Source organism: Achromobacter aloeverae, from assembly GCF_004121055.1.
Lineage (GTDB): Bacteria > Pseudomonadota > Gammaproteobacteria > Burkholderiales > Burkholderiaceae_B > Bordetella_C > Bordetella_C aloeverae.
On record NZ_PYAL01000001.1, the window covers coordinates 279,247 to 305,320 of the forward strand.

17 protein-coding genes and 1 pseudogene are annotated in these 26,074 nt (G+C 67.9%); 2 read left to right on the top strand and 16 right to left on the bottom strand.

Features of this window, described 5'->3' with window-relative positions:
* Nucleotides 1-83: 83 nt before the first annotated feature.
* Nucleotides 84-872, top strand: coding sequence for an IclR family transcriptional regulator (locus C7R54_RS01265; protein ID WP_129148380.1), 789 nt, complete (start codon nt 84-86; stop codon nt 870-872).
* On the opposite strand, the gene C7R54_RS01270 is transcribed toward C7R54_RS01265, so the two are convergent.
* The 11 genes from C7R54_RS01270 to C7R54_RS28770 all read right to left on the bottom strand — a co-directional run bounded on the left by C7R54_RS01270 (nt 869) and on the right by C7R54_RS28770 (nt 15,733).
* Complete coding sequence (locus C7R54_RS01270; protein ID WP_129148381.1) at nt 869-1,594, bottom strand: class II aldolase/adducin family protein; 726 nt, start codon at nt 1,592-1,594, stop codon at nt 869-871. The two genes, C7R54_RS01265 and C7R54_RS01270, sit on opposite strands and share 4 nt — an antisense overlap.
* Nucleotides 1,595-1,655: 61 nt before the next feature.
* Nucleotides 1,656-2,336, bottom strand: a complete 681-nt coding sequence (locus C7R54_RS01275) for an FMN-binding negative transcriptional regulator (RefSeq protein ID WP_129148382.1) — start codon at nt 2,334-2,336, stop codon at nt 1,656-1,658.
* An 11-nt stretch (nt 2,337-2,347) separates the two neighbouring features.
* The gene (locus tag C7R54_RS01280; protein ID WP_129148383.1) at nt 2,348-3,331 is read right to left on the bottom strand and encodes an alpha/beta hydrolase fold domain-containing protein; all 984 of its coding nucleotides are present in this window, start codon (nt 3,329-3,331) and stop codon (nt 2,348-2,350) included.
* Between the two features lie 189 nt (nt 3,332-3,520).
* Nucleotides 3,521-4,447 (bottom strand): 2-hydroxyacid dehydrogenase, encoded by a 927-nt coding sequence (locus C7R54_RS01285; RefSeq protein ID WP_129148384.1) that lies wholly within the window; start codon nt 4,445-4,447, stop codon nt 3,521-3,523.
* A 115-nt stretch (nt 4,448-4,562) separates the two neighbouring features.
* Entirely contained in the window at nt 4,563-6,215 is a 1,653-nt protein-coding gene (locus C7R54_RS01290; protein WP_129148385.1) for an ABC transporter ATP-binding protein, read from the bottom strand.
* A 3-nt stretch (nt 6,216-6,218) separates the two neighbouring features.
* Nucleotides 6,219-7,112 carry an ABC transporter permease gene (locus C7R54_RS01295; RefSeq protein WP_129148386.1) on the bottom strand — a complete coding sequence of 298 codons (894 nt, stop codon included), beginning with the start codon at nt 7,110-7,112 and terminating at the stop codon, nt 6,219-6,221.
* 13 nt (nt 7,113-7,125) lie between these two features.
* Nucleotides 7,126-8,067, bottom strand: coding sequence for an ABC transporter permease (locus C7R54_RS01300; RefSeq protein WP_129148387.1), 942 nt, complete (start codon nt 8,065-8,067; stop codon nt 7,126-7,128).
* A gap of 22 nt (nt 8,068-8,089) precedes the next feature.
* Entirely contained in the window at nt 8,090-9,664 is a 1,575-nt protein-coding gene (locus C7R54_RS01305) for an ABC transporter substrate-binding protein (RefSeq protein ID WP_129148388.1), read from the bottom strand.
* A gap of 84 nt (nt 9,665-9,748) precedes the next feature.
* Nucleotides 9,749-11,203, bottom strand: a complete 1,455-nt coding sequence (locus C7R54_RS01310; protein WP_129148389.1) for an amidase — start codon at nt 11,201-11,203, stop codon at nt 9,749-9,751.
* Nucleotides 11,204-11,414: 211 nt separating this feature from the next.
* Nucleotides 11,415-13,694: an ATP-dependent DNA helicase gene (locus C7R54_RS01315; RefSeq protein WP_129148390.1), complete on the bottom strand. Its 2,280-nt coding sequence runs from the start codon at nt 13,692-13,694 to the stop codon at nt 11,415-11,417.
* Complete coding sequence (locus C7R54_RS28770; RefSeq protein ID WP_158021121.1) at nt 13,691-15,733, bottom strand: VRR-NUC domain-containing protein; 2,043 nt, start codon at nt 15,731-15,733, stop codon at nt 13,691-13,693. Before C7R54_RS28770 ends, C7R54_RS01315 begins: the two co-directional genes overlap by 4 nt.
* 83 nt (nt 15,734-15,816) lie before the next feature.
* Between C7R54_RS28770 and C7R54_RS01325 the strand changes: the two genes are divergently transcribed.
* Nucleotides 15,817-18,234, top strand: a complete 2,418-nt coding sequence (locus C7R54_RS01325) for a DNA polymerase II (protein WP_129149391.1) — start codon at nt 15,817-15,819, stop codon at nt 18,232-18,234.
* Nucleotides 18,235-18,304: 70 nt separating this feature from the next.
* Here C7R54_RS01325 and C7R54_RS01330 read toward each other — a convergent pair.
* The 5 genes and pseudogenes from C7R54_RS01330 to C7R54_RS01350 form a co-directional block, all read right to left on the bottom strand.
* Nucleotides 18,305-19,180, bottom strand: a pseudogene (locus C7R54_RS01330) (SulP family inorganic anion transporter); the annotation flags it as partial.
* A 108-nt stretch (nt 19,181-19,288) separates the two neighbouring features.
* Entirely contained in the window at nt 19,289-21,592 is a 2,304-nt protein-coding gene (locus C7R54_RS01335; protein ID WP_192903568.1) for a putative bifunctional diguanylate cyclase/phosphodiesterase, read from the bottom strand.
* A 16-nt stretch (nt 21,593-21,608) separates the two neighbouring features.
* On the bottom strand, nt 21,609-23,228 hold the full coding sequence (locus tag C7R54_RS01340; protein WP_129148393.1) for a methyl-accepting chemotaxis protein: 1,620 nt from the start codon (nt 23,226-23,228) through the stop codon (nt 21,609-21,611).
* Nucleotides 23,229-23,513: 285 nt separating this feature from the next.
* A complete protein-coding gene (locus C7R54_RS01345; RefSeq protein ID WP_129148394.1) occupies nt 23,514-24,629 on the bottom strand; it encodes an NAD(P)H-dependent flavin oxidoreductase in 1,116 nt (371 codons plus the stop codon).
* Nucleotides 24,630-24,775: 146 nt separating this feature from the next.
* Entirely contained in the window at nt 24,776-25,651 is an 876-nt protein-coding gene (locus C7R54_RS01350) for a LysR family transcriptional regulator (RefSeq protein ID WP_129148395.1), read from the bottom strand.
* Between the last annotated feature and the right edge of the window lie 423 nt (nt 25,652-26,074).

Below are 26,074 nucleotides of genomic sequence, written 5' to 3' on the forward strand. Positions count from 1 at the left end.
TGAAGTACCATACGACTACATTTCAATCTTCAGGCGCCCAGGCATCGTGACCGGTCCGGCGCCTTGCCGTTTCCGCCATCGCCATGTCCCGCCCCGACCCCCTGTTCGTCCAATCGCTCGCCAAGGGCCTGGAACTGCTCGAAGCCTTCGAACACCACCCCACGACCATGAGCATGAACGAGCTGATGGAGATGACCGGCTTCGACCGCAGCACGACCCAGCGCATGGCCCACACCCTCGTGAGCCTGGGCTACCTGGAGCGCGGTGCCGGCGGCAAGGGGTTCACCCCCGGCAAGAAGATCTTGCAACGCACCTTCGACTACATGCGCAGCGTACCGCTGCTGGAGCGCGCCACGCCGCTGGTGGTGCAACTGCAACAGGACACCAACGAGCGCGTGGAGCTCAGCCTGTTCAACGACCTCTTCATCATCTTCGCGTTGCGCCGCCAGACCAAGCGGCAGACCTTCAGCAGCACGCTGGTCGGCCGCCAGTTGCCCACCGTGCAGACGGCGGGCGGCCGTTCCATCATGGCGCATCTGGCGCCGGAACAGGCGGAGGACATCATCGTCCGTTCGGAAACCATGTCCCGCCGGTCCATCCCGTCCACGCCCAAGACCACCTACGATTCCGGGCGCATCCGCGCCTATGTCGAACAGGCGCGCCAGGACGGCTATGCCATGGCCGCGGAGGAAAGCCTGATCGGCGAACTGAATATCGCCGCCGCCATCCTCGACCACCGCCAGCAGCCCATCGCCACCATCCAGCTGGCCGGCCTGACGTCGGACTGGACGATGGAAAGCTTCGCCAGGCAATACGCGCCGCTGATCATGGGCACGGCGCGCGCCCTGAGCGGCAAGGTGGGCATGGCCTAATCGAGCAGGCGCAGGGCCGACGTCCACACGCGATTGCAATAATCCATGGCGGTCGGGCGCTCGTACTGGCCGCGCGTGCGCTCGCACACCGCCTTCGACGGAAAGACGATCTTGCCGCCGCCCGACTGCGCCTTGACCTGCGCCTGGCAGGCGCGCTCCAGGTAGTAGATATTGACGAAGGCTTCCGCCACCGTCGAACCCGCGGCCAGCAGGCCGTGGTTGCGCAGGATCATGGCCTTGTGGGCGCCCAGGTCCTTGACCAGGCTTTCCCTTTCCTCCAGGTCCAGGGCGATGCCCTGGTAGTCGTGGTAGCCCAGCCGCTCGTAGAACCGCAAGGCATGCTGGGTAATGGGCAGCAGGCCATCTTCCTGGCAGGACACGGCCATGCCGTCGGCGGTGTGGGTATGCACGACGCAGGCCAGGTCGTGGCGCGCCATGTGGATGGCGGAATGGATGGTGAAACCCGCGGCGTTGACCTTGTTGGCCTCATCGTCGCCCGGGTCCACCGGATTGCCCTCGACATCGATCTTCACCAGGTCTTGCGGCTGCATCTCGTGGAACAGCACGCCGTAGCGGTTGATCAGGAAATGATCCTCGCGCCCCGGCACGCGCGCGCTGATGTGGGTGTCGATGATATCGGTCATGCGGAAGTGCGCGACCAGCCTGTACAACGCAGCCAGCTCGAAACGCACTTGCGCTTCGGTGTTCAGGGGGGTGTCCATCGGGACCTCCATACGGAAAGACGAAAGTATCGGCCAGGGGGAGACGGCGCGGAATGAGGGTTTACGTCCACGGGCGGGCGTCGGCCACGCACGAGTCTTCCCCCGCCATGTCGGCCTGCCCCCGCATCAACCCGGCCACCGCCATCGATTGGGGGTCGCCCCGGCGCTCCAGCGCCTGGATCACGCCCAGCCGGTCCGCCACCGACTTGTCCTGGTTCAGCTTCATCTTGCCTTCCACGTGCGTCAGCGGAATCTCCAACGCCGCGATGGCCTTCAGGCGAGGCAGGACGAGCGTATCAGGCATCGCGTCGAAGCGCCATGGGCCGCCCAGGGGCGCATCGTAGGTGTCCACGGTGGCCTGCAGCACCCCCCGCACGTCTTCCGGCGCCTCGACCAGGCGCGGCCTGCCGCGCACATGCACGGCCGTGTAGTTCCACGTGGGGAAGGTCTGCCGGTTGTGATACCAGCCAGGGGAGATGAAGGCATGCGGCCCCTGGAACAGCACCAGCGCCTGCGCCCCGGCCTGCAGGTCGCGCCATTGCGGGTTCGCGCGCGCCAGGTGCGTCACCAGCAGGTGGGCGCCGTCCCGTTGCCGCAGCAGGAAAGGCAGATGGGTGGCATTGGTGGCGGCCCCGCCGTCGGCGGCCGCCGTCGCGGTCACCAGCGTGGCGAAGGGGTGGGCTCGCATGAAGGCGCGCAAGGTCGCCGGATCGTGCTCGGCATAGGCCGGTGGCGTATACATGGCGACGGCCCTCAGGCGTGGGCGTGCAGCCACCGCGCGGTGTCGTCGAAGGCGACGCCGGCGATGTCGGCGATGGACACGGCCTCCAGGAAGCTGTGCACGGTGCCGGGATAGACCTTGGACTGCACGTCCACACCTGCCTTGCGCATCTTGCGCTCCAGTTCGATGCTGTCGTCGTGCAAGGGATCGCACTCGGTGATCACCAGGTAGGCAGGCGGCAGGCCGCGCAGGTCGGCGCGCAGGATATCGGCGCGCGGATTGATGAAGTCCTCGCCCCGCGCCATGTGCATGCCCCGGAACCAGATCATCATGTGCAGGGACAGGCCGTATTCGCCGCTGCCGTAGCGCACCACCGAATTGCGGAAGAGGTTGCTGCCGAAGCCGCCGTAGTTCAGGACCACGCCCTTGACCCGCGACAGGCCGGCATCGCGCAAGGTCAGGCAGGCGCCCATGGTCATGTTGGCGCCCGCCGAGTCGCCGCCCAGGAAAAGCTGGCGGGGATCGATGTCCAGCTCCGCGGCGTTGTCGTGGACCCAATGGAATACATCGATGCACTCCTCCAGCGGCTGCGGGAAGCGGGCGTCGGGCGCGCGCGTGTAGTCCATGCCTATCACCACGACGCCGGCCCGTTCGGCGTATTCCCGCATGATGCGATCGTGCGTATCGATGCTGAACAGGACGAAGCCGCCACCGTGGATATAGACCAGGGCGCCGGGCAACTTGCGCTGCGCGGGGTAATGCACGCGCACCCGCAGCTGCGTGCCGTAGCGCGTGCCGACCCGGTGCTCGACGGTCTTCGCCATCGCGGGGCCGCCCTGGGCCCAGGGTAGGCGCACCTGCTCGGCGTTGGCGCGTCCCTCCTCGATGCCGAGGGTGTCGCGGCGCGGGAACCGGGCGGCGTCCTTGGCCATCAGGCGCATGAACTCGGCGATTTGCGGATCCACGGGCGCCGGCTTGCCGGTGGGGATGGTGAAGGCGGGATCTTCGATGTACATGGAGTTTCTCTGGAAGGTGCGATGTTCAATGGCGCGGGGCGCGGATGCGCCGGCGCGAGGGACAAACCGCGGCCCGGCGGGCCGGCGATGCATGCACGGGTAGCGCGGGGCCGGCGAGATCCGGCCAGGCCGCGGCCGATTTCCGGCCGGGAAACGCTGGGCGCGGATCCGTCGTCCTGGCGTAAGCCACTAGTAGCCTCGAGCCAGGTCGACCTGGTTCACCAGGGCTTGCCCGTCGCGCAGCCGCTGGATATTGGCAAGGACCTGCGCGGCGACGGTTTCGGACGAGGCCATGGTCGCCATGTGCGGCGTCACCACCACGCCCGGCGTACGCCACAGCGGATGGTCCGGCGCCAAGGGCTCCTGGGTGAAGACATCGAGCACCGCGCCGCGCAGATGCCCGGACGCCAGGGCGTCGATCAGGTCCTCCGCGACCAGGTGCTCGCCCCGGCCGCAATTCACCACGGCGGCGCCGGACGGCAAGGCCGCGAAGGTCCGCCGGTCCAGGATGCCGCGGGTGGCCTCGGTCAGCGGCAGCAGGCAGACCAGCAGGTCGGTCTGGCGCAGGAACGGCTCGTAGCCATCGGCGCCGCTGAACATGCGTATGCCGGGCAGGTCGCGTGGCGTGCGGGACCAACCGTTCACCGCATAGCCCAGCCCCGGCAGCGTGGCCGCGACCAGCCCGCCCAGCTCGCCCAGTCCCATCAGGCCCACGCGGAAATCGGCCGCCGCCTGCTGGCACGGCCGTTGCCACACGGCTTGCCGCTGGTTGGCCATGGCAAGGTCCAGCTTGCGATGAAAGTGCAGCACCGCCCACAGCACGTACTGCAACATGCCCTGGGCCAGCATGGGATCGACCACCCGGCATACGGGCAGGCCGCGCGTGTCCTGCCCGGCCAGCACATTGTCGACACCAGCGGCGATGCTGTGGATCAGGCGCAATGCCGGCATGCGCGCATAAACGCCCGGCGGCGGGTTCCAGCAGACCGCCACCTCCGCTCGCAGGCAGGCCGGGTCCGGCCAGGTGACGACCTCCAGCCCCGGATCGACCGCGTTGAGCAAGGGCTGGAAGTAAGCCAGGTTGGCCGAGCGGCTCAGCAAGGCGACACGATTCATGACTGCGCTTTCCTCTTTCCGGCTTGGTGGACGATGGCTGGACGGGGTTTGATGAGATTGATGCGTTTGATGAGATTGATGCGTTTGACCAACGGTTCGGTTCGATCGGCCGTCGCTAGGCAGGCATGGCCGCCGCCGCGGTGGCGGTGGCGGCCATGCCCAGCTGCTGGCCGGGAATGGCGGCCAGCAACTCACGCGTGTACGCGCTGCGTGGCCGGCTGAATACCTGCTCGGCGCTGCCGATTTCCATCAGGCGGCCGCGCTGCATCACGGCGATGCGATGGCATAGCCGCGCCGCCACGCGCAGGTCGTGGGTGATGAACACCATGCTCAGCCCCAGCCGTTCGCGCACGGTCTCCAGCAGGTCCAGTATCTGCGCCTGCACCGACACGTCCAGCGCCGATACCGCTTCATCGGCGACCAGGATGCGCGGCTCCATCATCAGCGCCCGCGCGATCGAGATGCGCTGGCGCTGCCCGCCGGAGAATTCGTGCGGGTACCGTTCCAGCGCGCTGGCGTCGATGCTGACCAGGTCCAGCAGCTCCAGCATGCGTTCGCGCACCCGCGCCGGCGTTTCGCCGTAGTTCATGGGGCCCTCGGCCAGCGCGGCGCCTATGGTGACGCGTGGATTGAAGGACCGATACGGATCCTGGAACACCATCTGGATGCGTTTGCACCATTGCCGCCACTGCGCGCGGGTCAGCCGGGATATGTCCTGTCCCTGCATCAGGATGCGACCGCTGGTCGGATGCGCGAAATGGGCGAGGCAGCGCCCCAGCGTGGTCTTGCCCGATCCCGACTCTCCCACCACGCCCAGCGTCTCGCCCTCGCCCAGCGTCAACGAAACATCGACCAGCGCGTCGACCACGCGGCGCTTCGCGCGGAACAGGCTGGAGGTGGTGAAGCGCATACCCAGGTTCTCCACCTGCAGCAGCGGCGCGCGCGCCCCGCCCGCCCCATCGGCGCCGAAGGCCCCCTTGGGCACCGCCTCCAGCAGTTTGCGCGTGTAAGGATGTTGCGGCCGGGCCAGCACGTCGGCGGCATTGCCGCTTTCGACGATGCGTCCTTGCTGCATGACGATGACGCGGTCGGCGATCTCGGCGACGACATCGAAGTCGTGGGTGATGAACAGGATGCCGGTATTGTGGCGTTCGCGCAGGCCGTGCAGCAGGCGCAGCACCTGGGCTTGCGAGGTCACGTCCAGCGCCGTGGTGGGTTCGTCGGCGATGATGAGCGCCGGCTCCATGGCCAGCGCCATGGCGATCATCACGCGCTGGCGCTGGCCTCCGGACAATTGGTGCGGATAGGCGTGGCGCAGCGTGGGCGGCGATGGCAGGCGCACGTCGGCCAGCAGGTCCAGCACGCGCCGCTCGATCTCGCGCCCATTCAATGCAGGGCCGTGGAACTGGAAGATCTCGGCGATCTGGTCGCCGACCTTCATGAGGGGATTCAGGGCCGTCATGGGCTCCTGGAATATCATCGCCATGCGGTCGCCGCGCAAGGCGCGCAGTTCGCCCAGGGTGGCATGCGTGATGTCCTTGCCGGACAGCAGGATCTGGCCGCTCTCCTTGCGCAGCACGTCCTTGGGCAGCAGGCCCATGACCGCGCCGGCGGTCACCGACTTGCCGGAACCGGATTCGCCGACGATGCAGACGATCTCGCGTTCGCCCACGGTCAGGCTGACGTCCTCGGCGGCGTAGCGGCGGTCGCCCGTGCCGGGCAGGCAGACCTTGAGATCGCGGATTTCCAGTATCGGAGGGGAGGACATGGTTCAGCCTTTCCGTCTACGGGCCATGCGGGGATCGAGCCGGTCGCGCAGGGCGTCGCCGAACAGGTTCACCGAGAGAATCAACAAGGCGAGGTACAGCCCCGGGTACAGCACGATCCATGGCGCGCGCTGGAAGTAGGAACGGCCCTCGGCGATGATGCTGCCCAGGCTGGGGATCTCCGGTGGAAAACCCAGCCCCAGGAATCCGAGCACCGCCTCGATCAGGATGGCCGACGCGCAGATGAACGTCGCCTGCACCACCAGGGGATTGACCGTGCTGGGCAGCACATGGCGCCACAAGACCTTCCACACGGGGGTGCCCATGCCCAGGGAAGCCTCCACATAGGGCTCCTCGCGCACCGACAGCACCACGCTGCGCACCAGGCGCGCCACGCGGGGGATTTCGGGGATGGAGATCGCCGTGACCATGGTCGGGATGGTCGCGCCCCCCAGGGCCACCATGGCGATCGCCAGCAGCAGTCCCGGGATGGCCATGACGCCGTCGATGACCCGCATGATCACGGCGTCGAGCCGGCGGAAGTAACCCGCCAACACGCCCAGTGCCAACCCCCCGGTCACCGAGATCACGCTGACCAGCGCGGCCAGCGTGATCGACAGGCGGCCGCCATACAGTACGCGGGAGAACAGATCGCGGCCCAGCGAGTCGGTGCCGAACCAGTAGCCGGCGCCATACGGCTTCAGGCGCATGCGCGGCGCCAGGCTGGCGGGATCGTGCCAGGTAATGACGGGCGCAAGCACGGCTGCCGCCGCCAGCGCCAGCAGCAACAGCAGGCCGCCCAACATCCAGGGATCGCCGGCCAGCGCGGTCGCGGCGCGGCGCAGGCGGGAGGCCGAAGGCGCCGGCAGCGCCGCGCCTGCAAGGGACTTCACGGTCATGGTCTGGTCCGGATCAATAGCGGATGCGCGGATCGAGCAGCACGTAGGCCAGGTCGATCGCCAGGTTGATGAACACGTAGACGAAGGAGAAGAACAGGATGGTCCCCTGCACCACCGGGTAGTCGCGCGCCATGACGGCGTCGACGATGAGGCGACCCACGCCGGGAATGTTGAATATGGTCTCCGTCACGACCACGCCGCTGATCATGGTGGTCAAGGCCAGGCCCACCACCGTGACGATGGGCACCGCCGCGTTGCGCAGCGCGTGCCGGTAGAGCACGTAGCGCTCCGACACGCCCTTGGCCCGCGCGGTCCGGACGAAGTCCTCGCCCAGCACGTCCAGCATGCTGGCTCGGGTGATGCGGGTGATCAGGGCGATGAAGACCACGGCCAGCGTGACCGTGGGCAAGGCCATGTGATACGCGAAGACGCCGAAGCCTTGCGCGACGCTGGCATAGCCCTGCACCGGCAGCCACCCCAGCTTGACCGAGAACAGCAGGATCAGCAGGTAGCCGACGACGAAGGCCGGGATGGAGAAGGCCAGCGTGGTGATCGCCAAGGTGACGCGATCGATCAGGCGACCATGCCACCATGCCGCCATCACGCCCAGTGGCACGGCGGATGCGATCGTTACCAGGATGGCGCAAAGCGCCAGGGCCAGCGTGGGCCCCAGGCGCTGGCCGATCAGCTTGCTGACCGGCTCCCTGGACAGGATGGACGCGCCCAGGTCCCCGCGCAGCAAGGCGCCCATGGCCAGCACGTATTGCGTGGCCAGCGGCTGGTCCAACCCCATGTTGGCGCGGATCTCCGCCACGGTCTGCTCGCTGGCCATGTCGCCGGCGATGACGCGCGCGGGGTCGCCGGGCGCCAGGCGCAGCAGCAGGAAGACCACGGTCGCCACCACCAGCACGACGGGGATGGCGGCCAGCAGGCGCTTGAATATCAGGTTCAACATATCGCCGGCACTCCGCTCGCGCCTACTTCGACCAGAACAAGGGTATGGGCGCATCCACCATATTGGCGAACTTGGCGTCGTAGCCCTTGAACTTGGAATAGCCGCCCAGAGGCACATACATCACCTGCGCGTAGGCCCGGCGCTGGATCTCCAAGGCCAGCTTCTTGCGCTCGGCTTCGTCGCTGGTGGCGGCGAAGCGATTGCACAGGTCTTCCATTACGTCGTCCCTGGTCCAGCCGGGATAGCCCTTCTCGCCGCCGCCGTCGAGGTTGGGATTGCCCACCGGCGACATCAGCTCCAGGCTGGTCATGTTGGATTGGAAAATGCTCCAGCCGCCCTGCTCCACGGGATCCTTCTTGGTCCGGCGGGCCAGCAGCGTGGTGAAGTCCATGGACTGCACTTCCACGTTCATGCCTATGCCGCGCAGCGCCTCGGCGGTGACCGGCGCGATGTTGGTGAAGATGGGCAGGTCGGTGGCATGCAGGATCACCACTTTCTCGCCCTTGTAGCCGCTGTCCTTCAGCAATTGCCTGGCATGCTTGAGATCGGGCGTATTGATCTGCGGGGCGCCCTCTTCGGAAGCGTAAGGCGACACGCAGGACAGCACGGCGCCGCACAGTTGATAGACCTTTGCGTCGCCTATCTGCGCTTCCAGATAGTCGGTCTGGTTCAGCGCCGCCAACGCGGCCTGGCGCACCTTCAGATTGTCGAAGGGCGGCTGCAGCCAGTTCATGCGCAGCGTGAACATCATGGAGTTCTTGCCAAAGGACTTCAACGTGATGCCCTTGGCGTCCTGCAGTTGCGGCATCAGGTCGGGCGGCACGTCCTCGACGAAATCGATCTCCCCATTGCGCAAGGCATTGACGGCGGTCTGCGCGTCCGGAATGTTGATCAGTTCGATGCGGTCCAGGATGGCGACCTTGCCGCCGGCAAAGCCGCTGGCCGATTCCTTGCGCGGCACGTAATCGGTGAACTTGACGTAGGTGGCCTTGACGCCAGGCTGGAAGTCGGCGGCAACGAACTTGTAGGGTCCGGAACCGATGTATTCCGTGATGGCCTTGGTGGGCGGCGTCTGCGCGATGCGCTTGGGCATGATGAAAGGCACCACCGAGCTCTGGCGCGCCAATGCGTCCAGCACCAGGCCGAAGGGCTGCTTCAGTTTCAGCACGAAGGTGTTGGCATCGGTGGCCGTCAACGTTTCGGTGACGGCTTTCAGGCGCCCTCCTACGGTGTCGACGGCTTCCCAGCGCTGCAGGGAAGCCACCACGTCGTCGGCGGTGACGGGCGCGCCATCATGGAATTTCAAGCCCGCGCGCAGCGTGAAGGTGTAGGTGAGCTTGTCGTCGGACACCTTCCAGGTATCGACCATTTGCGGCTGCGGATGCGAATGCGCGTCCATCGCGAACAACGTGTCATAGATCAGGTAGCCGTGATTGCGCGTGATGTAGGCCGGCGTAAGGATGGGATCGAGCACGCGCAATGGCGCATGCATGACGATGCGGGCCTTGGTTTGCGCCTGCGCCGCGGCCGGCATCAGCGCGGGGGCGATAAGGGCCGCGCACCAGAGCGCGACGGCGTGAAGCTTGACGATTTTCATGGGTTCCCCTTGCTGGATGTTGTCTACGGCGTGGCGATACTTGCGACGGTTGCGTGAGAACGACTGTATTCAGGGCTGCCGCGTTCAGGACGTTCTTGCTTCCGGCGGCAATACGATGGGCCGGTCTGCCCATGGCGCGATGCGTTCGAGCTGCGCGGAAAGCCGCAGGATGACATCCTCGCGGCCGAAATGGCCGATCAACTGCGAGGCCACCGGCACGCCGTCGGCCGTCCAGTGCAAGGGCAAGCTGGCGGCGGGCTGGCCCGAGGCGTTGATGACCGCCAGGAAAGTGGCGTAGCGCGATACCTTGGTGCGGAAGTCCCAGAAGCCGCCGCGGTCCAGGCCCAGTTCACCCAGCCTGGCGGGCAGTTGCGTCAGGGTCGGCGTCAGTACCAGGTCGAAACCGGCCATGGCGTTTTCGATAGCGCGGCCGATGGCGTGGAAGCGCGTGATGGCGTCGGCGTACTGCATGGCGGCCAGGCCCTTGCCGACTTCGTAGCCGTCGCGCAGCACGGGTTCGATATCGTCATCGCGCAAGGCGCGGCCCAGCAGCTTGAGGCGAGCGTCGACGGCGATGACGATGTTGGTGGCGAGTACCGACCCGTGCGCGCGCACGAAGCCGGTGTAATCCAGTTCCGGCACCTGGGCATCGACGACTTCATGGCCCAGCTCGCGGCACCAGGCGGCCGTGCGCTCCAGCGCACGCAGGCATTCGGGGGCGGGCTCGATGTCGTTCCAGCCACGGCGCCAGGCGGCAATGCGCAGCGGCGCCACGTGTTGTTCGCGCACGGCATCGAGATAGGAATCCGGCTTGGGGGGCGCGGCATAAGGCGCGCCCGGTTCGTAGCCGCTGATCGCGTCCATCGCCGCCGCCGTGTCGCGCACCGAACGGGTGAGCACGCCATCCGAGGCCATGCCGCCCCACCCTTCGCCTCGGGCCGGTCCCATCGGGACACGGCCACGCGAGGGCTTCAGGCCGTAGACGCCGCAACAGGCCGCCGGGATGCGGATGGATCCGCCGCCGTCGCTGCCGTGCGCCACCGGCACGATGCCCGCCGCCACCGCCGCCGCCGCCCCACCGCTGGAGCCGCCGACCGAACGCGTCAGGTCGCGCGGGTTCAGCGTCGCTCCGCCGTTGCGGACAGCTTCGGTGGACGGGCCCATGCACAGCTCCGACACCGTGGACCGGGCAAAGGGGATCAACCCCGCCTGTTCGAAGCGTCCCGCCACGGTAGCGTCGTAGTCATACGTCATGTCATTGAACAAACGCGAGCCAAGGCTGGACGGGAAACGGCGCGAGGCGAAGCCGGAATCCTTCAACAGGAAGGGAATGCCGCGGAAGGGACCGGTTGGACGCCAGTCGCGCGCCCATTGCAAGGCTTCGTCGTAGCGGTCGTAGACCAGTGCGTTCAACACGGGGCCGCGGGTGCGGGCTACCGTGATGGCCGCCTCCATCAGTTCCAGCGGGCTGGTCTGCTTGCGGTCCAGCAGGCCGGCCAGGGCCAGGCCGTCGAAGCCGGTGTACTCGTGGGGGTGCATAGGGGCAACCTTTGGATCTTTGTTCAATGAAGTATTTCTATGCAATACTTTAGTATGCTATAAAAATTATTCTATATAGATAGGCGCTACCGAACAATAGCGTCCCCGCTAGGGATTACCCGCAAGAGGCTCCCACGCGCCGCAGGGGGCGCGCCACGCGAATGAGAAGGAAGCGCCCGGCCCGCCGTGGGATCGAGCTGGCCTGACAGGGCTAAACAGCCCACCAGGCGGGAAGGAGGCGACGAACTTCGGGGCGGCGATAGCGGTCGTCGATGAGATAGACGCTGCCGCGGTCCGCCTCGGACCGAATGACCCGGCCAGCGGCCTGGACGACCTTGCGCAGGCCGGGATAGAGGTAGGTATAGTCGTAGCCCCGCCCGAAGCGCGCCTGCATGCGCCGCATCATTTCTTCGTTGACGGCGTTCATTTGCGGCAAGCCCAGGGTGACGATGAACGCGCCGATCAGGCGCGACCCCGGCAGGTCGACTCCCTCGCCAAACGCCCCGCCCAGCACGGCGAACCCGATGCCCCGCCCCTCCTCGGCAAAGCGGGCCAGGAATTCGGCGCGCGCCTTGGCGTCCATGCCGGCGTCCTGCCGCCACGCCGGAATACCAGGATGCGTACGCGCCAACCCATCGGCCAACCGCGCCAGGTAGTCGAAGCTGCTGGAAAAGCACAGATAGTTGCCGGCCTTGCGCTCGTAGGCCCGCGCCATCAACGCGACGATGGGCGCCACCGAAGCCGCCCGGTCCCGATAGCGCGTCGATACGCGATCGACCAGGTGGATCTCCAGCTGATCGGCCTGGAACGGCCCGGGCACGTCCAGCCACGGGCAATCCGCGGGCAGGCCCAGCGTATCGCGATAGAAATGCGCGGGTCCCAATGTCGCGGAAAACAGTACCGTGGCATGGGCATGGTCGAAACGCGGCGCCAGGAAAGGCGCGGGAATGACGTTGCGCACGGTCAGCGTGTCCAAACCCTCGGCCGGCTGCCGCGACGTTCGCTCCTGTTCGGCCGGCATGGCGTCGAAGATCGCGTGCGGGCCGCTGCTTTCGGCCAGGCGCAGGAAACGCAGCAGGTCGAAGTAGAACGCCAGCAAGTCATCGTCGGCCGCCACGGCGGGTTCGGCGTAGTGGTCCGCGAGCGCGGCCGCCGCGCGCTGCAAGGCCGTCATCAGCGACGGCGGCAGCGCATCGTAGACGCGGTAGCCCTCCTGCGCCCGCTCCCGCAGGCTGGCGCGCCACGAACGGCGCAAGGCATCCAGCGGCTTGCGCAGGGCCTTCGGCGCCGCGCGCCGCGCCAAGGCCAGTCGCGCGGCGGGCAACTGGCCGCTGTACATGCCGCGCGCCCGCTCGACCAGGTTATGGGCTTCGTCCACCAGCACGCCCACGCGCCACTGCGAGGCCTGCGTGAGGCCATGCAGCAAGGCGTTGTAATCGTAGTAGTAGTTGTAGTCGCCGACGACCACGTCGCACCAGCGCGCCATCTCCTGGCCCAGGTAGTACGGGCAGACGCCATGCGCGGATGCAATGGCCCCCAGCGCCTGCCTGTCCAGGACCGGCTCGGAGATGGCGGCCGAGCGCGCGGCGGGCAGCCGATCGTAGAAGCCGCGCGCCAGCGGGCAGTCCTCGCCGTCGCAAGCGCGGCCCGGATGCACGCAGGACGACTCGCGCGCGGCAAGCTCCAGCGCACGCAGCGGCAAGGCGGGTTCGGCCGCGCGCACCTGGCCCAGCGCGTCCAGCGCGGCCTGGCGGCCGGCCGTCTTGGCGCAAAGGAAGAACACGCGGTCCAGCGGCGCGGCGGGCATGGCCTTCAGCATGGGGAACAGGCTGCCCAGGGTCTTGCCGATGCCGGTGGGCGCCTGCGCCAGCAAGGGCCGGCCGTCGCGCGCCGCACGGTAGATCCCGGCGGCCAGTTCGCGCTGTCCGGGCCGGAACGTGGCGCGCGGGAATGGCACGGCGCGCAGCGCGATATCGCGCGCCTCGCGGTGCGCCGACTCCTGCCGGCCCCAGGCCAGGAAGCGTGCGCACTGGTCGGCGAAAAAGGCGGCCAGTTCGGCCGCGGAGCAGGCGCGCGTCAACACGGTCTCCTCCTGGCTGCCCAGGTCGAAATACACCAGCGCGACCTCCAGGTCGCCGTAGCCGCGCGCCTGGCACAGCAGATGCCCATAGACCATGGCCTGCGCCCAGTGCACGGCGCGCTGGTTATCCGGCACCCGGTCGGCGGCGCCCCGCCGCGTCTTGATTTCCTCCAGGCGGTGCTTGACGGGATCGTAGCCATCGGCCCGGCCCCGCACACGCAACAGGGCCGGCACGCCATACTCCCCTTCCAGCGCAACCTCCGCCTCGTAGCCGGCGGGACGGCGAGCGACCACGGCCTGATGCCCGGCTATCCCCTCCTGCCCCGACGGGGCGGGCGTGAACCGCGTATCCAGGTCGCCGGTGCGCGCGGTGAACTCGCACAAGGCGCGCACGGCAATGGCGTACGTCACGTTGCGGACTCCCGCCAGGCGACATGGCATACCTGCACGGGTATGCCATGGGCCTGGTTGTAGGCAATCCAGCGCAGCTGGTTGTCTTGCAGCCTGTCGCCCGGCCCCTTCACCTCGATCAAGGCATAGCGATGTTCGTCCGCTTCGGCCGGCCGGAAGCGCACCAGGTCGGGCAAGCCGCTGGCATTGGCCTTGATGTCCGCCAGGATGCGCGTGAACCAGAGCTTGAGATGCGCGGCCGGCAGGCAATGCAGGGCCAGGTCCAGCAGCGCTTCATCCAGCGCCGCCCAGGCCACGAACGGCGAAATCAAGCCCGCCTTGGCGCGCCAGTTGGCGCGTATGGCGTCGACATGGCTGCCGTCGTCCAGCCTGGCAAGGCAGGCGTCGAAGGCGGCGCGCCGCGCCTGCACGAAACCGGGATCGTGCAGGTCGGCCGGCCCGCGCTGGAAGGGATGGAAAAACGCGCCCGGCACCGGCAGGAAGATGGCCGGCCAGCACAGCAGGCCGAACAAGGCGTTGATCAGCGTGTTCTCGACGTAATGGACTGGTTCCCCGGCGCACGTCAGATGATCGCGCGCGGCCAGCTCCACCGGCAGCCCGTCGCGGGGCCGCGGCAGGCACAGGTGCAGCGTCGTCACCGCCGGCCGCCGCGCCGTCGCCGGCGCCTTGCGCCCGAGACGGCGGCGCAGGCGGTGTATCAGCCGCTGCAACAGCTGGACCTCGGTTTCGCTTTCGGGCGCGGCCAGCGCACTTTCGGCCAGCGCCAGGGCTTCGGCGTCGGCGCCGCGTTGTTCGAGCACGCGCAGCATGCGATGGCGGGCGCCGGGATAGGCGCCGGGGCGATAACACGCCAGCGCGCCGTCCCAGTCCTGCTTGCGCTCGCGCGCCCGTCCCAGCGTGAACAACAGCTTGTCGCGGCGACGGCACAGCCAGGGTTGGGCCGGCGATTCGGCGAGCAAGGCCGCAAGCAGCTCCCGCCACGCCGTAGCGGTGGCGTCCCCGCCGGTGTCGCCTGTCGTACCCTCGGTCTCTTCTTCCCTACGGCCGGTCGGGTCGACGGCCTGCGCATCGGCGTACGGCGCTTGTGCCGACGCCAAACTCCCCCCCGCGGGTGCGGCCTCTTCGTCGAAACGTTCGCGCAAGCGTTGCAGACGTAGATAGGCATCGATGTCCGACCGCTGCTGGAAAGCGCGCGCCTCGGCCGGAAACGGCACGCGCTCGTATTGAAAGATGCCGAGGTCGGCAAGGACGAACTCCGACCAGCCCTGGCGCAAGTTGCCGAAGAACATCAGGCGCAGCCGCTCGGCCAGCGGCGCGATGCGGACCTCGACGAGGTCGACGGCGTGCGCGGCATCGATGGCGTCGGTCGCGTGGGTCGCGTTGCTCGCATCCGACGCAGGGGTCGCATCCGCTGCATGGGCCGCGTCGATCGCGGCGCCCGCGTTATCCCGCCAGTGCCGCCAACACCTTGCCGAGCCGCACGCGGGCAGCTCGCGCAAATGCGCCAACAGGGCCGCCTTGGACAGCCTGGCCGGCGCCATCCCGGCGAACAGGCGCGCCAGTTCCCCGTGGCGCAGGACGCCGAACAGCGCTTCCAGCGTCAATACAGGGTCCGGATCCAGCCATCCCAGCGCGAACAAGGACGCCGCGGCGGCGCGCGGATCGCCGATCTCTTCGTAATGCAGCGTATCGCCGCGAAAATAAGGCCCCTTGCGCATCAACATGCGCACGAGCAATGCTTGCGCGGGCCGCGGCAGGCGCGCATAGTCATCGAGGAAGCCCCGTTCCGTGCCGTCCAGCAGGTCACCGTAGCGTTCGGCGATCCAGGCCAGGGCGAACGTGAAGTTGCGCAGGTAGTAGTGCGGGTCCGGCCCCGCCTCGTCGAGGGGACGCGCCAGGCGGGCGGCGGCCTCGGCAATGGCGGTCCCCGCGCCCTGTCCGCCGGCCGTGCCTGTCGGGCTTGTGGATGCGGACCCGGGCGGCGCGGCGGCGGCGGATGGGGCGACGATGGAAGGCGAAGTAAGGTCGGGCTGCTTCATGGCAAAATACTGTATCCATAAACAGTATATCCGCCTCGCCGATGCCGCCCGATTCTTCCACCGCGCCCACGCCGTCCGGCACGATGGCCGACGGCGCCCCATCCGCCGAAGCGAATCACGCCCACGCCAGCCGCCAGGGCTTCCTGCTGACCCGCCACTGGCGCGACACGCCGTCCGGCACGGAAGTCGAATTCTGGTTGGCCACCGACCACGGCCCGCAGCGGGTGCGGGTGCCCACGCAGCCCTCGGTGGCCTTCATCCCCGAGGAACAGCGCGACCGGGCCGAAGCCGCGCTGCGCGGCGAGACCGATGGCGAACTGCGTCCCCTCGCCCTGCGGGACTTCCAGCACCGTCCCGTGGTGGGCCTCTACTGCAGGCAACAACGCCAGCTCGCCCGCCTGGAAAAACGCCTGACCGAAGCCGGCGTCGACGTCTACGAAGCCGACATCCGTCCGCCCGAACGCTATCTCATGGAGCGCTTCATCACCGCGCCGGTCCGCTACAGCGGACGGCCGGACGCCGACGGCGTGCTGCTCGACGCGGTCTTGAAACCGGACCCGGACTATCGCCCCTCCCTGCGCCTGGTCTCGCTGGACATCGAAACCGACGAGCGCGGCAATCTCTATTGCATAGGCCTGCAAGGCTGCGGACAACGCCAGGTCTATATGCTGGGGCCGTCGCCGGGCGTGGAGCGGGTTCCCGGTGCCGACGGCCAGGACTTCGATCTTGAATACTGCGCCGATCGCGGCGCCCTGCTGCGGCGGCTCAACGAGTGGCTGGCACGCCACGACCCCGACGCCGTGATCGGCTGGAACCTGGTTCAGTTCGACCTGCGCATCCTGCAAGAACATGCCCAGCGCCTGGGCGTGCCCTTGCGGCTGGGCCGTGGCGGCGCCCCGATGGAATGGCGCGAGCATGGCGCCCGGCCCCAGCACTATTTCGCGGCGGCGGCCGGCCGGCTGGTGATCGACGGCATCGAGGCCCTGCGCTCGGCCACCTGGAGTTTCGCCTCCTTCAGCCTGGAATACGTGGCGCAGACCTTGCTGGGCACCGGCAAGGCCATCGACGACCCCTACCAGCGCATGGACCAGATCAACCGCATGTTCGCGCAGGACAAGCGCGCCCTGGCGCGCTACAACTTGCAGGACTGCGAGCTGGTCACCCGGGTCTTCGAGAAGACGGACCTGTTGTCCTTCCTGCTGGAGCGTGCCACCGTCACGGGCCTGGCCGCCGACCGCAGCGGGGGCTCGGTGGCGGCATTCGAACACCTCTACCTGCCCCTCATGCACCGCACGGGCTTCGTGGCGCCCCGGCTGGGCTCGCAGCCGCCGCGCGCCAGCCCCGGCGGCTTCGTCATGGATTCGCGCCCGGGCCTGTACGAATCGGTGCTGGTGCTCGACTACAAGAGCCTTTATCCCTCCATCATCCGCAGCTTCCTGATCGACCCCGTGGGACTGGTCGAGGGCCTGCGCCACCCTGCCGACGCGGACTCGGTCGCCGGCTACGCGGGCGCGCGCTTCTCGCGCACGCGCCACAGCCTGCCGGCCATCGTGGCGCGCATCTGGGAGGGCCGCGACGCCGCCAAGCGCGCGGGCAACAAGGCGCTGTCGCAGGCCTTGAAGATCATCATGAATTCACTGTACGGCGTGCTGGGTTCGCCCGGCTGCCGTTTCTTCGACGCGCGGCTTGCCTCATCCATCACCCTGCGCGGCCACCAGATCATGCAGCGCACCCGCGAACTGATCGAGGCGCAAGGCCATACCGTCATCTACGGCGATACCGACTCCACCTTCGTCTGGCTGGGCCGGGCGCGCGCCGAGGAAGAGGCCGCCCGCATCGGGCGCGAGCTGGTGGCCGGCGTCAACCAATGGTGGCGCGCGCACCTGGAACAGGAACACGGCCTGCAGAGCGCGCTGGAACTGCAATACGAAAACCATTTCCAGCGTTTTCTCATGCCCACGGTGCGCGGGGCCGAGGAAGGCAGCAAGAAGCGCTATGCGGGCCTGATCCGGCGCGCCGACGGCAGCGAGGAAGTGGTGTTCAAGGGCCTGGAATCGGTGCGTACCGACTGGTCGCCGCTGGCGCGCCAGTTCCAGCAGGAGCTCTATCTGCGGATCTTTCGGCGCGAACCGTACCGCGACTACATCCGCGACTTCGTCCGCCGCACCCGCGCCGGCGAGCTGGACGACCTGCTGGTCTACCGCAAGCGCCTGCGCCGCCGGCTCGACCACTACGAACGCAACGTGCCCCCACATGTCCGCGCCGCTCGCAGCGCCGACGAATACAACCAGCGGCAGCAGCGGCCCATGCAGTACCAGAACGGCGGCTGGATCAGCTATGTCATGACGCTGGCCGGCCCCGAGCCGATGGAAAACCGGCAGGCCGGCATCGACTACGAACACTACGTCACGAAGCAGCTGCAACCGATCGCGGACGCCATCCTGGCCTTCGTCGGCGATGACTTCACCCAACTGACGGATGGCCAGCTGGGCTTGTTCTGAACCACACGGCGGCCAGGCGGCCGGGGAGCCTAATGCCCCGCCGCCGGCACCACGCCGCCCTCGCCCTCGCCCTTGTCTGCGTGCCGAATTTCTCGACCATCGTCGCGCTGGCCAAATTCAGTCCCCGCACCTCCACCGCGACGCCATGGCGGCGGAACTTGTGGACCACCCGGTCCAGGGCATCGACCGCGGTGATGTCCCAGAAATGCGCATTCTCCAGGTCCAGCACCACGCGCTCGATGGGCTCCTTGAAATCGAACTCCGCCACCAGCGCCTGCGACGTGGCGAAGAACACCTCGCCGCGCACGGCGTAGCGCCGGGCGCGGCCATCGTCCAGCGCCGTCTTTTCCACGCCGAACATCCTATGCACCTTGGACGCGAAGAACAGCGCACTGAGCAGCACGCCCACGCCCACGCCTATCGCCAGGTTGCCCGTGGCGACCACCACCACGACCGTGGCCAGCATCACGATGGAAGAACTGCGCGGATGGGTGCGCAGGTTGGCCAGCGACTTCCAGCTGAAGGTGCTGATGGACACCATGATCATCACCGCCACCAGCGCGGCCATGGGAATCTGGCGCACCCACGGGCCCAGGAAAACCACCAGGATCAACAGGAACAGCCCCGCCAGGAAGGTCGACAGGCGGCCTCGCCCGCCGGACTTCACGTTGATCACGGACTGCCCGATCATGGCGCAACCAGGCATGCCGCCCAACAGGCCCGCGCAGATGTTGGCAATGCCCTGCCCGCGGCATTCGCGGTTCTTGTCGCTGCCGGTGTCGGTGAAGTCGTCGACGATGGCCGCCGTCATCAGGGACTCAAGCAGGCCCACTACCGCGATCGCCAGCGAATACGGGAAGATGATGCGCAGCGTGTCCATGTTCCAGGGCACCGACGGCAGCGCGAAATGCGGCAGGCTGTCCGGGAACACGCCCATGTCGCCCACGCGGGGACGGGGACGGGGACGAGGACGCCTGCATGGTCGGCCGGGAGGCGGCCCCGCCGCCGTCCTGGCCCTGCCCGCCGCAGTGTACGACCCCGCGCCACGGCCTGCCTACCCCGGCTGCGCGGTCAGCCAGGTGCGGGCGAAGACCTGCGCGGGCTGGGGCCGGCCATAGTAGTACCCTTGCGCCTCGTCGCAGCCCATGGCGCGTAGCGCGTCGGCCTGCTCGGCCCGCTCCACGCCCTCCGCGATGGCGCTCAGGCCCAGGTTATGCGCCATGCCCAGGATGGTCGTCACGATGGTGTGGTCGTGGCGGTCGTTGAGCATGTCCCGCACGAAGGAGATGTCGATCTTCAGCTTGTCGACCGGCAGGCGCTTCAAATAGGCCAGCGAGGAGTAGCCGGTGCCGAAGTCGTCGATGGACAGCGCGAACCCGGCCGTCTTCAGCGCCGCCATGACCACGATGGCGCGCTCGACGTCCCCCATCAGGCCGCTTTCGGTCAACTCCAGCTCGAAGGATGACGGCGCCAGGTCCGCCGCCCGCACGATGTCGACGATATTGCTGGCCAACATGCCATCGTCCAGTTCCTGCGCGGCCAGGTTGATCGCCAGCCGCCCGGAAAAATGCAGGCCCTGGCGCTGCCATGCCTTCATCTGGCGGCACGCTTCGCGCAGCACCCAGCGTCCCAGCGGCACCATCATGCCGCGGCCTTCGGCGATGGGAATGAAATCCGCGGGACTGACCCAGCCGCGCCGCGGATCGTACCAGCGCAGCAAGGCTTCCGCCCCCACCATCGCGCCGGTCCCCAGGTCCACCTTCGGCTGGTAATGGAGTTGCAGCTCGCCATTGTCCAGCGCCCGCGCCAGGTCCTTGGCCAATTCCATGCGCTCGGCCAGGCCATCGCTCATTTCCGGTTCGTAGAACACATGGCCGCCGCCGCCGCGCTTGGCCCGGTACATGGCGATGTCCGCGCGCTTGAGCAGGTCGTCTATGGTGGCGCCGTCCATCGGATGCACGGCGATACCGACGCTCACCCGCATGAAGAACGTGTGGTCGGCGGCCGCCACCGGGTCCGTCAACGCGCCCTGCAACCGTTGCGCCAGCTCCGACGCCGCGTCGCGATTGGCCACGGGCGTGGCGACGATGAATTCGTCGCCGGCCAGGCGGGACAGGATCTCGCCCTTGCCCAGCACCGCCTGGAAGCGTCGCGCCACCTGCACCAGCACCTGGTCGCCCACGCCATGGCCGCGCGTGTCGTTGATTTCCTTGAAGCGATTCAGGTCCATGAACAACACCGCCAGCATGCCGTCGTTCATCCGCGCTTCCAGCAGCGCGCGGCCCAGGCTTTCCATGCATAGCGTGCGATTGGGCAAGCCGGTGAGCGAGTCGTACATGGCCAGCACGCGTATCTTCTGCTCGGCGGCCTTGCGCTGGGTGATATCGGTGTTGATCACCATGATGGCCTTGGGCTCGCCGGCCTCGTCCAGCACCAGGGTCCAATGTCCTTCCACCGGGAAGGTGGTGCCGTCCTTGCGCCGATGGCGGATCTCGCCGCGCCATTCTCCGTGCGTCAGGATGCGGCCGGTGATGTCGTCCAGCAAGGCATGGTCGTCATAGATCAGTTCCGCCACCAGGCGTCCCGTCGCCTCCTCCGACGACCAGCCATACATGCGCTCGGCGCTCTTGTTCCAGAACTGGATGCGCCCATCCAGTCCCCGCACGACGACGGCGTCGGTGGTCTTGTCCAGCAAGGACGCCTGGTCGCGGTAGCGGGCCGCGATGTCTTCGGCATAACGCTTGAGGTCCAGCAGCACCATGCTGTCCGTGATGTCGGTCATTGCGCCGGCCACGCGCAGCGCCCTGCCGTCCGGGGCGCGCAAGGTGCGGCCCAGCGCGCGTATCCAGCGGTAGCTGCCGTCGCGGCAGCGCAGCCGGTACGTCACGTCATAGGGCGTCTGGCCGCTGCGGTCGCCGACATGGGCAGCGAAGGCATTCAGCACCCGCGCCCGGTCATCCGGGTGCAGGCGCGACGACCACGTGCCCAGCCGATGAGGAAGCTCATCCAGCGGGCCATACCCCAGCAGGCGCCTGAATTGGCCAGACAGCCAGCAAGGAGTATCGGGATCGCTGCCATCGCTGTCGCCGATTTCCAGGTCCCACAATCCGTCGCTGGTCGCCTGGACGATGAGATCGAAACGGCACTGCAGGTGACCGATATAAGCGCGCAGGGTATCCAGCTCGCGCATGAGGTTCGCGACATCGACGCGACCCGCGTCTTCCAGGCCGCTCCGGTCCTCCGCGCCGTGCGGCGCCGGCTTCAGGGCGGGTATCACATCCCGGCCCAGGCACCACTGCATATCCGTTGCCATCCCGCCCTCGCCGTGCTTCCCGCAGGCGCCTTCCTTGCGTTCCACCCTCGTATTCCAGGCATCAAGCGGGCAGGACGGCAAACTCCCCTGCATCCGGCCTGGCCTCGGTCAAGCGCGCGACAGCCTGCTCGGCGGTGCCGTGCGCCAGGCGGAAAATACTGACCAATTGCGCCAGCGTCGCGGTCTGGTCCTGCATGGCGCCCGACGCGGCGGCGGCTTCCTCCACCAGCGCGGCATTCTGCTGCGTTACCTGCTCCATCTGCGCGATGGCCAGGTTGATCTGTTCGATACTGCCGGTCTGCTCGTGCGTCGCCGCGCTGATTTCACCCATGATGTCGGTGACCCGCTTCACGCTTTCGACGATCTCCTCCATGGTCGCGCCGGCCTGGCTGACCAATTGCGAACCGCTGTCGACCTTGGACACCGAATCGCCAATCAGCTGCTTGATGTCCTTGGCCGCCGTGGCCGATCGCTGCGCCAGGCTGCGGACTTCGCTGGCCACCACGGCGAAGCCGCGGCCCTGCTCGCCGGCGCGAGCCGCTTCCACCGCCGCGTTCAGCGCCAGGATGTTGGTCTGGAACGCGATGCCGTCGATCACGCCGATGATGTCCACGATGCGGCGCGACGACTCGTTGATCGAAGTCATGGTTCCCACCACCTGCGACACCACGGCGCCGCCGCGGCTCGCCACCTCGGACGCCGACATGGCCAGTTGATTGGCCTGGCGCGCATTTTCCGCGTTCTGCTTGACGGTGACGGTCATCTGCTCCATGGTGGCGGCCGTCTCGCTCAGGGAGCTGGCCTGTTCCTCGGTGCGCGAGGACAGGTCCAGGTTGCCGGCCGCGATTTCCCGCGCGGCGGTGGCGATGGAATCGGTGCCGCCGCGGACCTGGCCGACGATGTTGCGCAGGTTTCCGTTCATGGTCTGCAGGGCGTGCAGCAACTGGCCGGTCTCGTCGCGGCCATGCACCGCGATCTCGCTGCTCAGGTCGCCGTCGGCGACGCGGCGGGCGGCGACCAGGGCCGACGCCAGGGGTCGCGTGATGCCGCGCGTCAGCGCCCACGCGCAGAGGGACCCGAAGGCCAGCGCCAGGGCGGCGAGGAGGATCAGCTGCTGGCGGCTGCTCGCTTCGATTTCCTGGATATGGGCCGCTTCCTGGTCCAGACGCTTGCGCTGCAGGCCAACGAACTCGGCCAGCAGCTTGCTATAGCTGACCGAGGCCGGCCGGAAGGCGGATTCGAAGACCTTGCTGGCCTCGTCGGCCTTGCCTTCCGCTTTCAGCTTCATGATCGTGTCGCGCGCATTCACATACCCGCCTCGCACGTCCATGATCTTCTTGTAGACCGCCTGCTCGTCTTCGTTCCTGATCAGCGGCTCCAGCTGTTTCATGATTTCCAGCGAAACGCGCGTGCCTTCCGCAGCGTCGCCGGCAAAGAAGGCGGACAGGGAAGCATCGGAGCTCTTGGCGATGGCAGAAGTACGCGTGATACCCACCAGGACGAAATTGGCCCAGTCGTTGGTCATGCGTTCCTTGGCCAGGGGCCGCTCCATCATGACGCGGCTGGCGTCGGCCACGCCGCTCAAGCGCCACAGGCTGATGCCGGTGATCACGATGGCGAGGGCCAGCACCAAACCAAACCCGAGCGCCAGGCGGGCGCCGATTTTCATATTCTTCAACATGACGATTTCTTGTCCTAGTCTTGATTACTGCCAATGCAGCGAGGTACGGTCCGGGACCGCGGGATGAACCCGGGCATCCGGTTTTGCCGGACGCCCCAAGAAATCGAGTGTTGACGCACCGCTTTCTTACCTTCTCCTTTACGTCTTTTCCCGTGGGGTCTTTAGGCCGGGGAAGGCATGCAACATATCTTTTTTCATATTGCGTCGCACAAATGTAAGAATTCCTTGATCCGCAAGGGATTTAGGACGAATCTGGGGCGCCCGATCGCGTCCGGCACCGGCAGATCAGAAGCGGGCCAGCGCCTCGGTCGCCGCCCGGCGTTCCACCTCCAGCAAGGCCACCAGTTCGCCCGCGGGCAGCGAACGCGAAAGCGCGGCGGCCTGCCCCGCCCAATGCGCGGCATAGGTGTGGTCGCCTTGGGCCTTGGCTGCCGCGTGCAGGGCCTTGCCGGCGTCGTAGGCGATGGGATAGTCCGGCGCGGGCGGCGCACCCGCGGCCTCGCCCAGCGCCACCAGCCGGTTGCGGACGCCGCGCGCCAGCCGGCCGGAAATCGCACGGGTGTGCGCGGTGCTGACCTGCTCATGACCTAGGAGATTCTGGCGGTAGGCCGCGTCGGCGGCCGACTCGGGGCAGCTGACGAAGGCAGTGCCCAGTTGCGCCAACTGGGCGCCCAGCGCCAGGACGGCGGCAATGCCGGCGCCGTCCATGATGCCGCCGGCGGCGACCACCGGCAGGCGGGTCTGCGTGGCCAGCAGGCGGACCAGGGCCAAGGTACCCAGCTTGTCATCGGGCGCGGCCGGATCGAACACGCCGCGATGGCCGCCAGCCTCGATACCCTGCGCCACGATCGCGTCGATACCCGCCGCCTCGATGCGCCTGGCCTCGTCCAGGTTGGTGGCCGTGGCCATCAGCAGAACGCCGGCCGCGCGCAGCGCCTGGATGTGGTCGGCGGCGGGCAGGCCGAAATGAAAGCTCACCACGGCGGGCCTTTCCCGCAGCAGCAAGGCCTGCATGTCCGTGTCCGCCAGGTAGCTGGTGTAGATCTCCTTCAAGACGGCGGGAGGCAGGGCGCCGTGGCGCTCGAACTCCGGCGCCAGATAGCGCAGCCAGGCGGCTTCCGCGTCCGCATCGGCCTGTGCCGGCGCATGGCAGAACACGTTGATGCCGAAGGGCCGGCCCGTCAGCGCGCGGGTTTGCGCGATGGCCGCCTGCGCGGCGCCGGCGTTCATCGCGCCCACGCCCAGGAAACCCAGGCCGCCGGCGTTGCTCACCGCCGCGGCGAGCGCCGGCGTACCGGTGCCCGCCATCGGCGCCTGGATGATGGGCGCGGACAGGCCAAGGCGAGCGGCCAGGGAAGCGCCGGCCGAATTGGAGGACGAGACGGAGGGCGACTGGGACATGAGGGTCTCCTGGGTGGTATGGGTGTGGAGAAAGGGAAAACGGGTCAGAGAAGGCGGATGGGAAGAAGATGGGCAACCCGGCAAACCGGGCTATCGCGTGCGCAAGGCGGCGATGGCGGCCGGTGCGGGGCTGGAAGAGGCGGACATCAAAGTCTCCTGGAAAACTCGCGCAAGGCCGCGGTATCGAAACCCGCGCGGCGGATGAGATAGCTATGGACGGGACGCAGGGTGGTGACGCCCGCGCCGGCCGGCGCCCGCCGCATATCGATCAGGGACCGCGGCAGCACGGCGGCGGCGGTCCCCGCCATCACGCGGGCCAGGATGGCGTCGTAGGAGTTCAGGTCCAGCAGCGTCCATTGCGCCGGATCGCCGCCCTGCTCCGCCAGCCACTGCAAGGCGCATTTGCGGTAGGTGCATCCCTGCGCGAATGCGGCGAGGCTGCGCACTTGCAGGTCGGCGGCCGTACGCGGCGCGGGATGACCGGGCGGGGTCACCAACATCAGGTCTTCGGTGAACAGGTAGCGCCCTTCCAGGCCCTCGCCCAGTTCGCGCATGTCGGCGTCCTGGGGATCGCCGGCGGCGGGATGGGCCACGATGGCGCAATCCAGGCGCGACTCCGCCACCGCATCGGCCAGCGCCTGGGTCGTGCCGGTCTGGACGTCGATGGTGACTTGCGGCCAATCCGCGCGGAATCGCGCCAGGGGCTCCGGCAGGCGGCTTGCCGCGGCGGCTTCCATGGTTCCCAGCCGCAGCCGGCCGCTGGGCGCTTCGCTGCGCACCGTCTGCCGGGCTTCCTCCGCCAGCGCCAGCAGGCGTTCGGCGTATCCCAGCATGCGGTCGCCCTCGGGGGTCAGCGTCATGCGCTTGTTGTCGCGCCGGAACAGGTCGACGCCCAGGCCTTCTTCCAATTGCCTCAGCCGGGTGGTCACGTTGGATTGGACGCGTCCCAAGCGTTGCGCGGCTCGGGTCACGCTTTGTTCGGCGGCGACGGCGCGGAAGATTTCCAGTTCGGCAAGTTCCATGGGGTTCTCAAAGCGGGATTTCGATGACGGTGGCCCGTGGGGGAGGCGGCCGCATTAAAAATCTTTTTTTGAGAACTATATATATTTTTTAATCTCTATTCAAGATTATTTGGGGTGCGCGGCGGAGCCCCGCGCGGGGGTACCGCGCGGGGGTACCGCGCGGGGAGTGCCGTGCGGGGAGTGCCGTGCGGGGGGGCCGCGCGGGAGTGCCGCGCGGGAGTGCCGCGCGGGAGTGCCGCGCGGGGAGTGCCGCGCGGGGAGTGCCGCGCGGGGAGTGCCGCGCGGGGAGTGCCGTGCGGGGGGGCCGCGCGCGAGTGCCGCGTGGGAGTGCCGCGTGGGAGTGCCGCGTGGGAGTGCCGCGTGGGAGTGCCGCGCCGGGAGTGCCGTGCGGGGAGTGCCGCGCGGGGGCGCCACTCAGGGGCG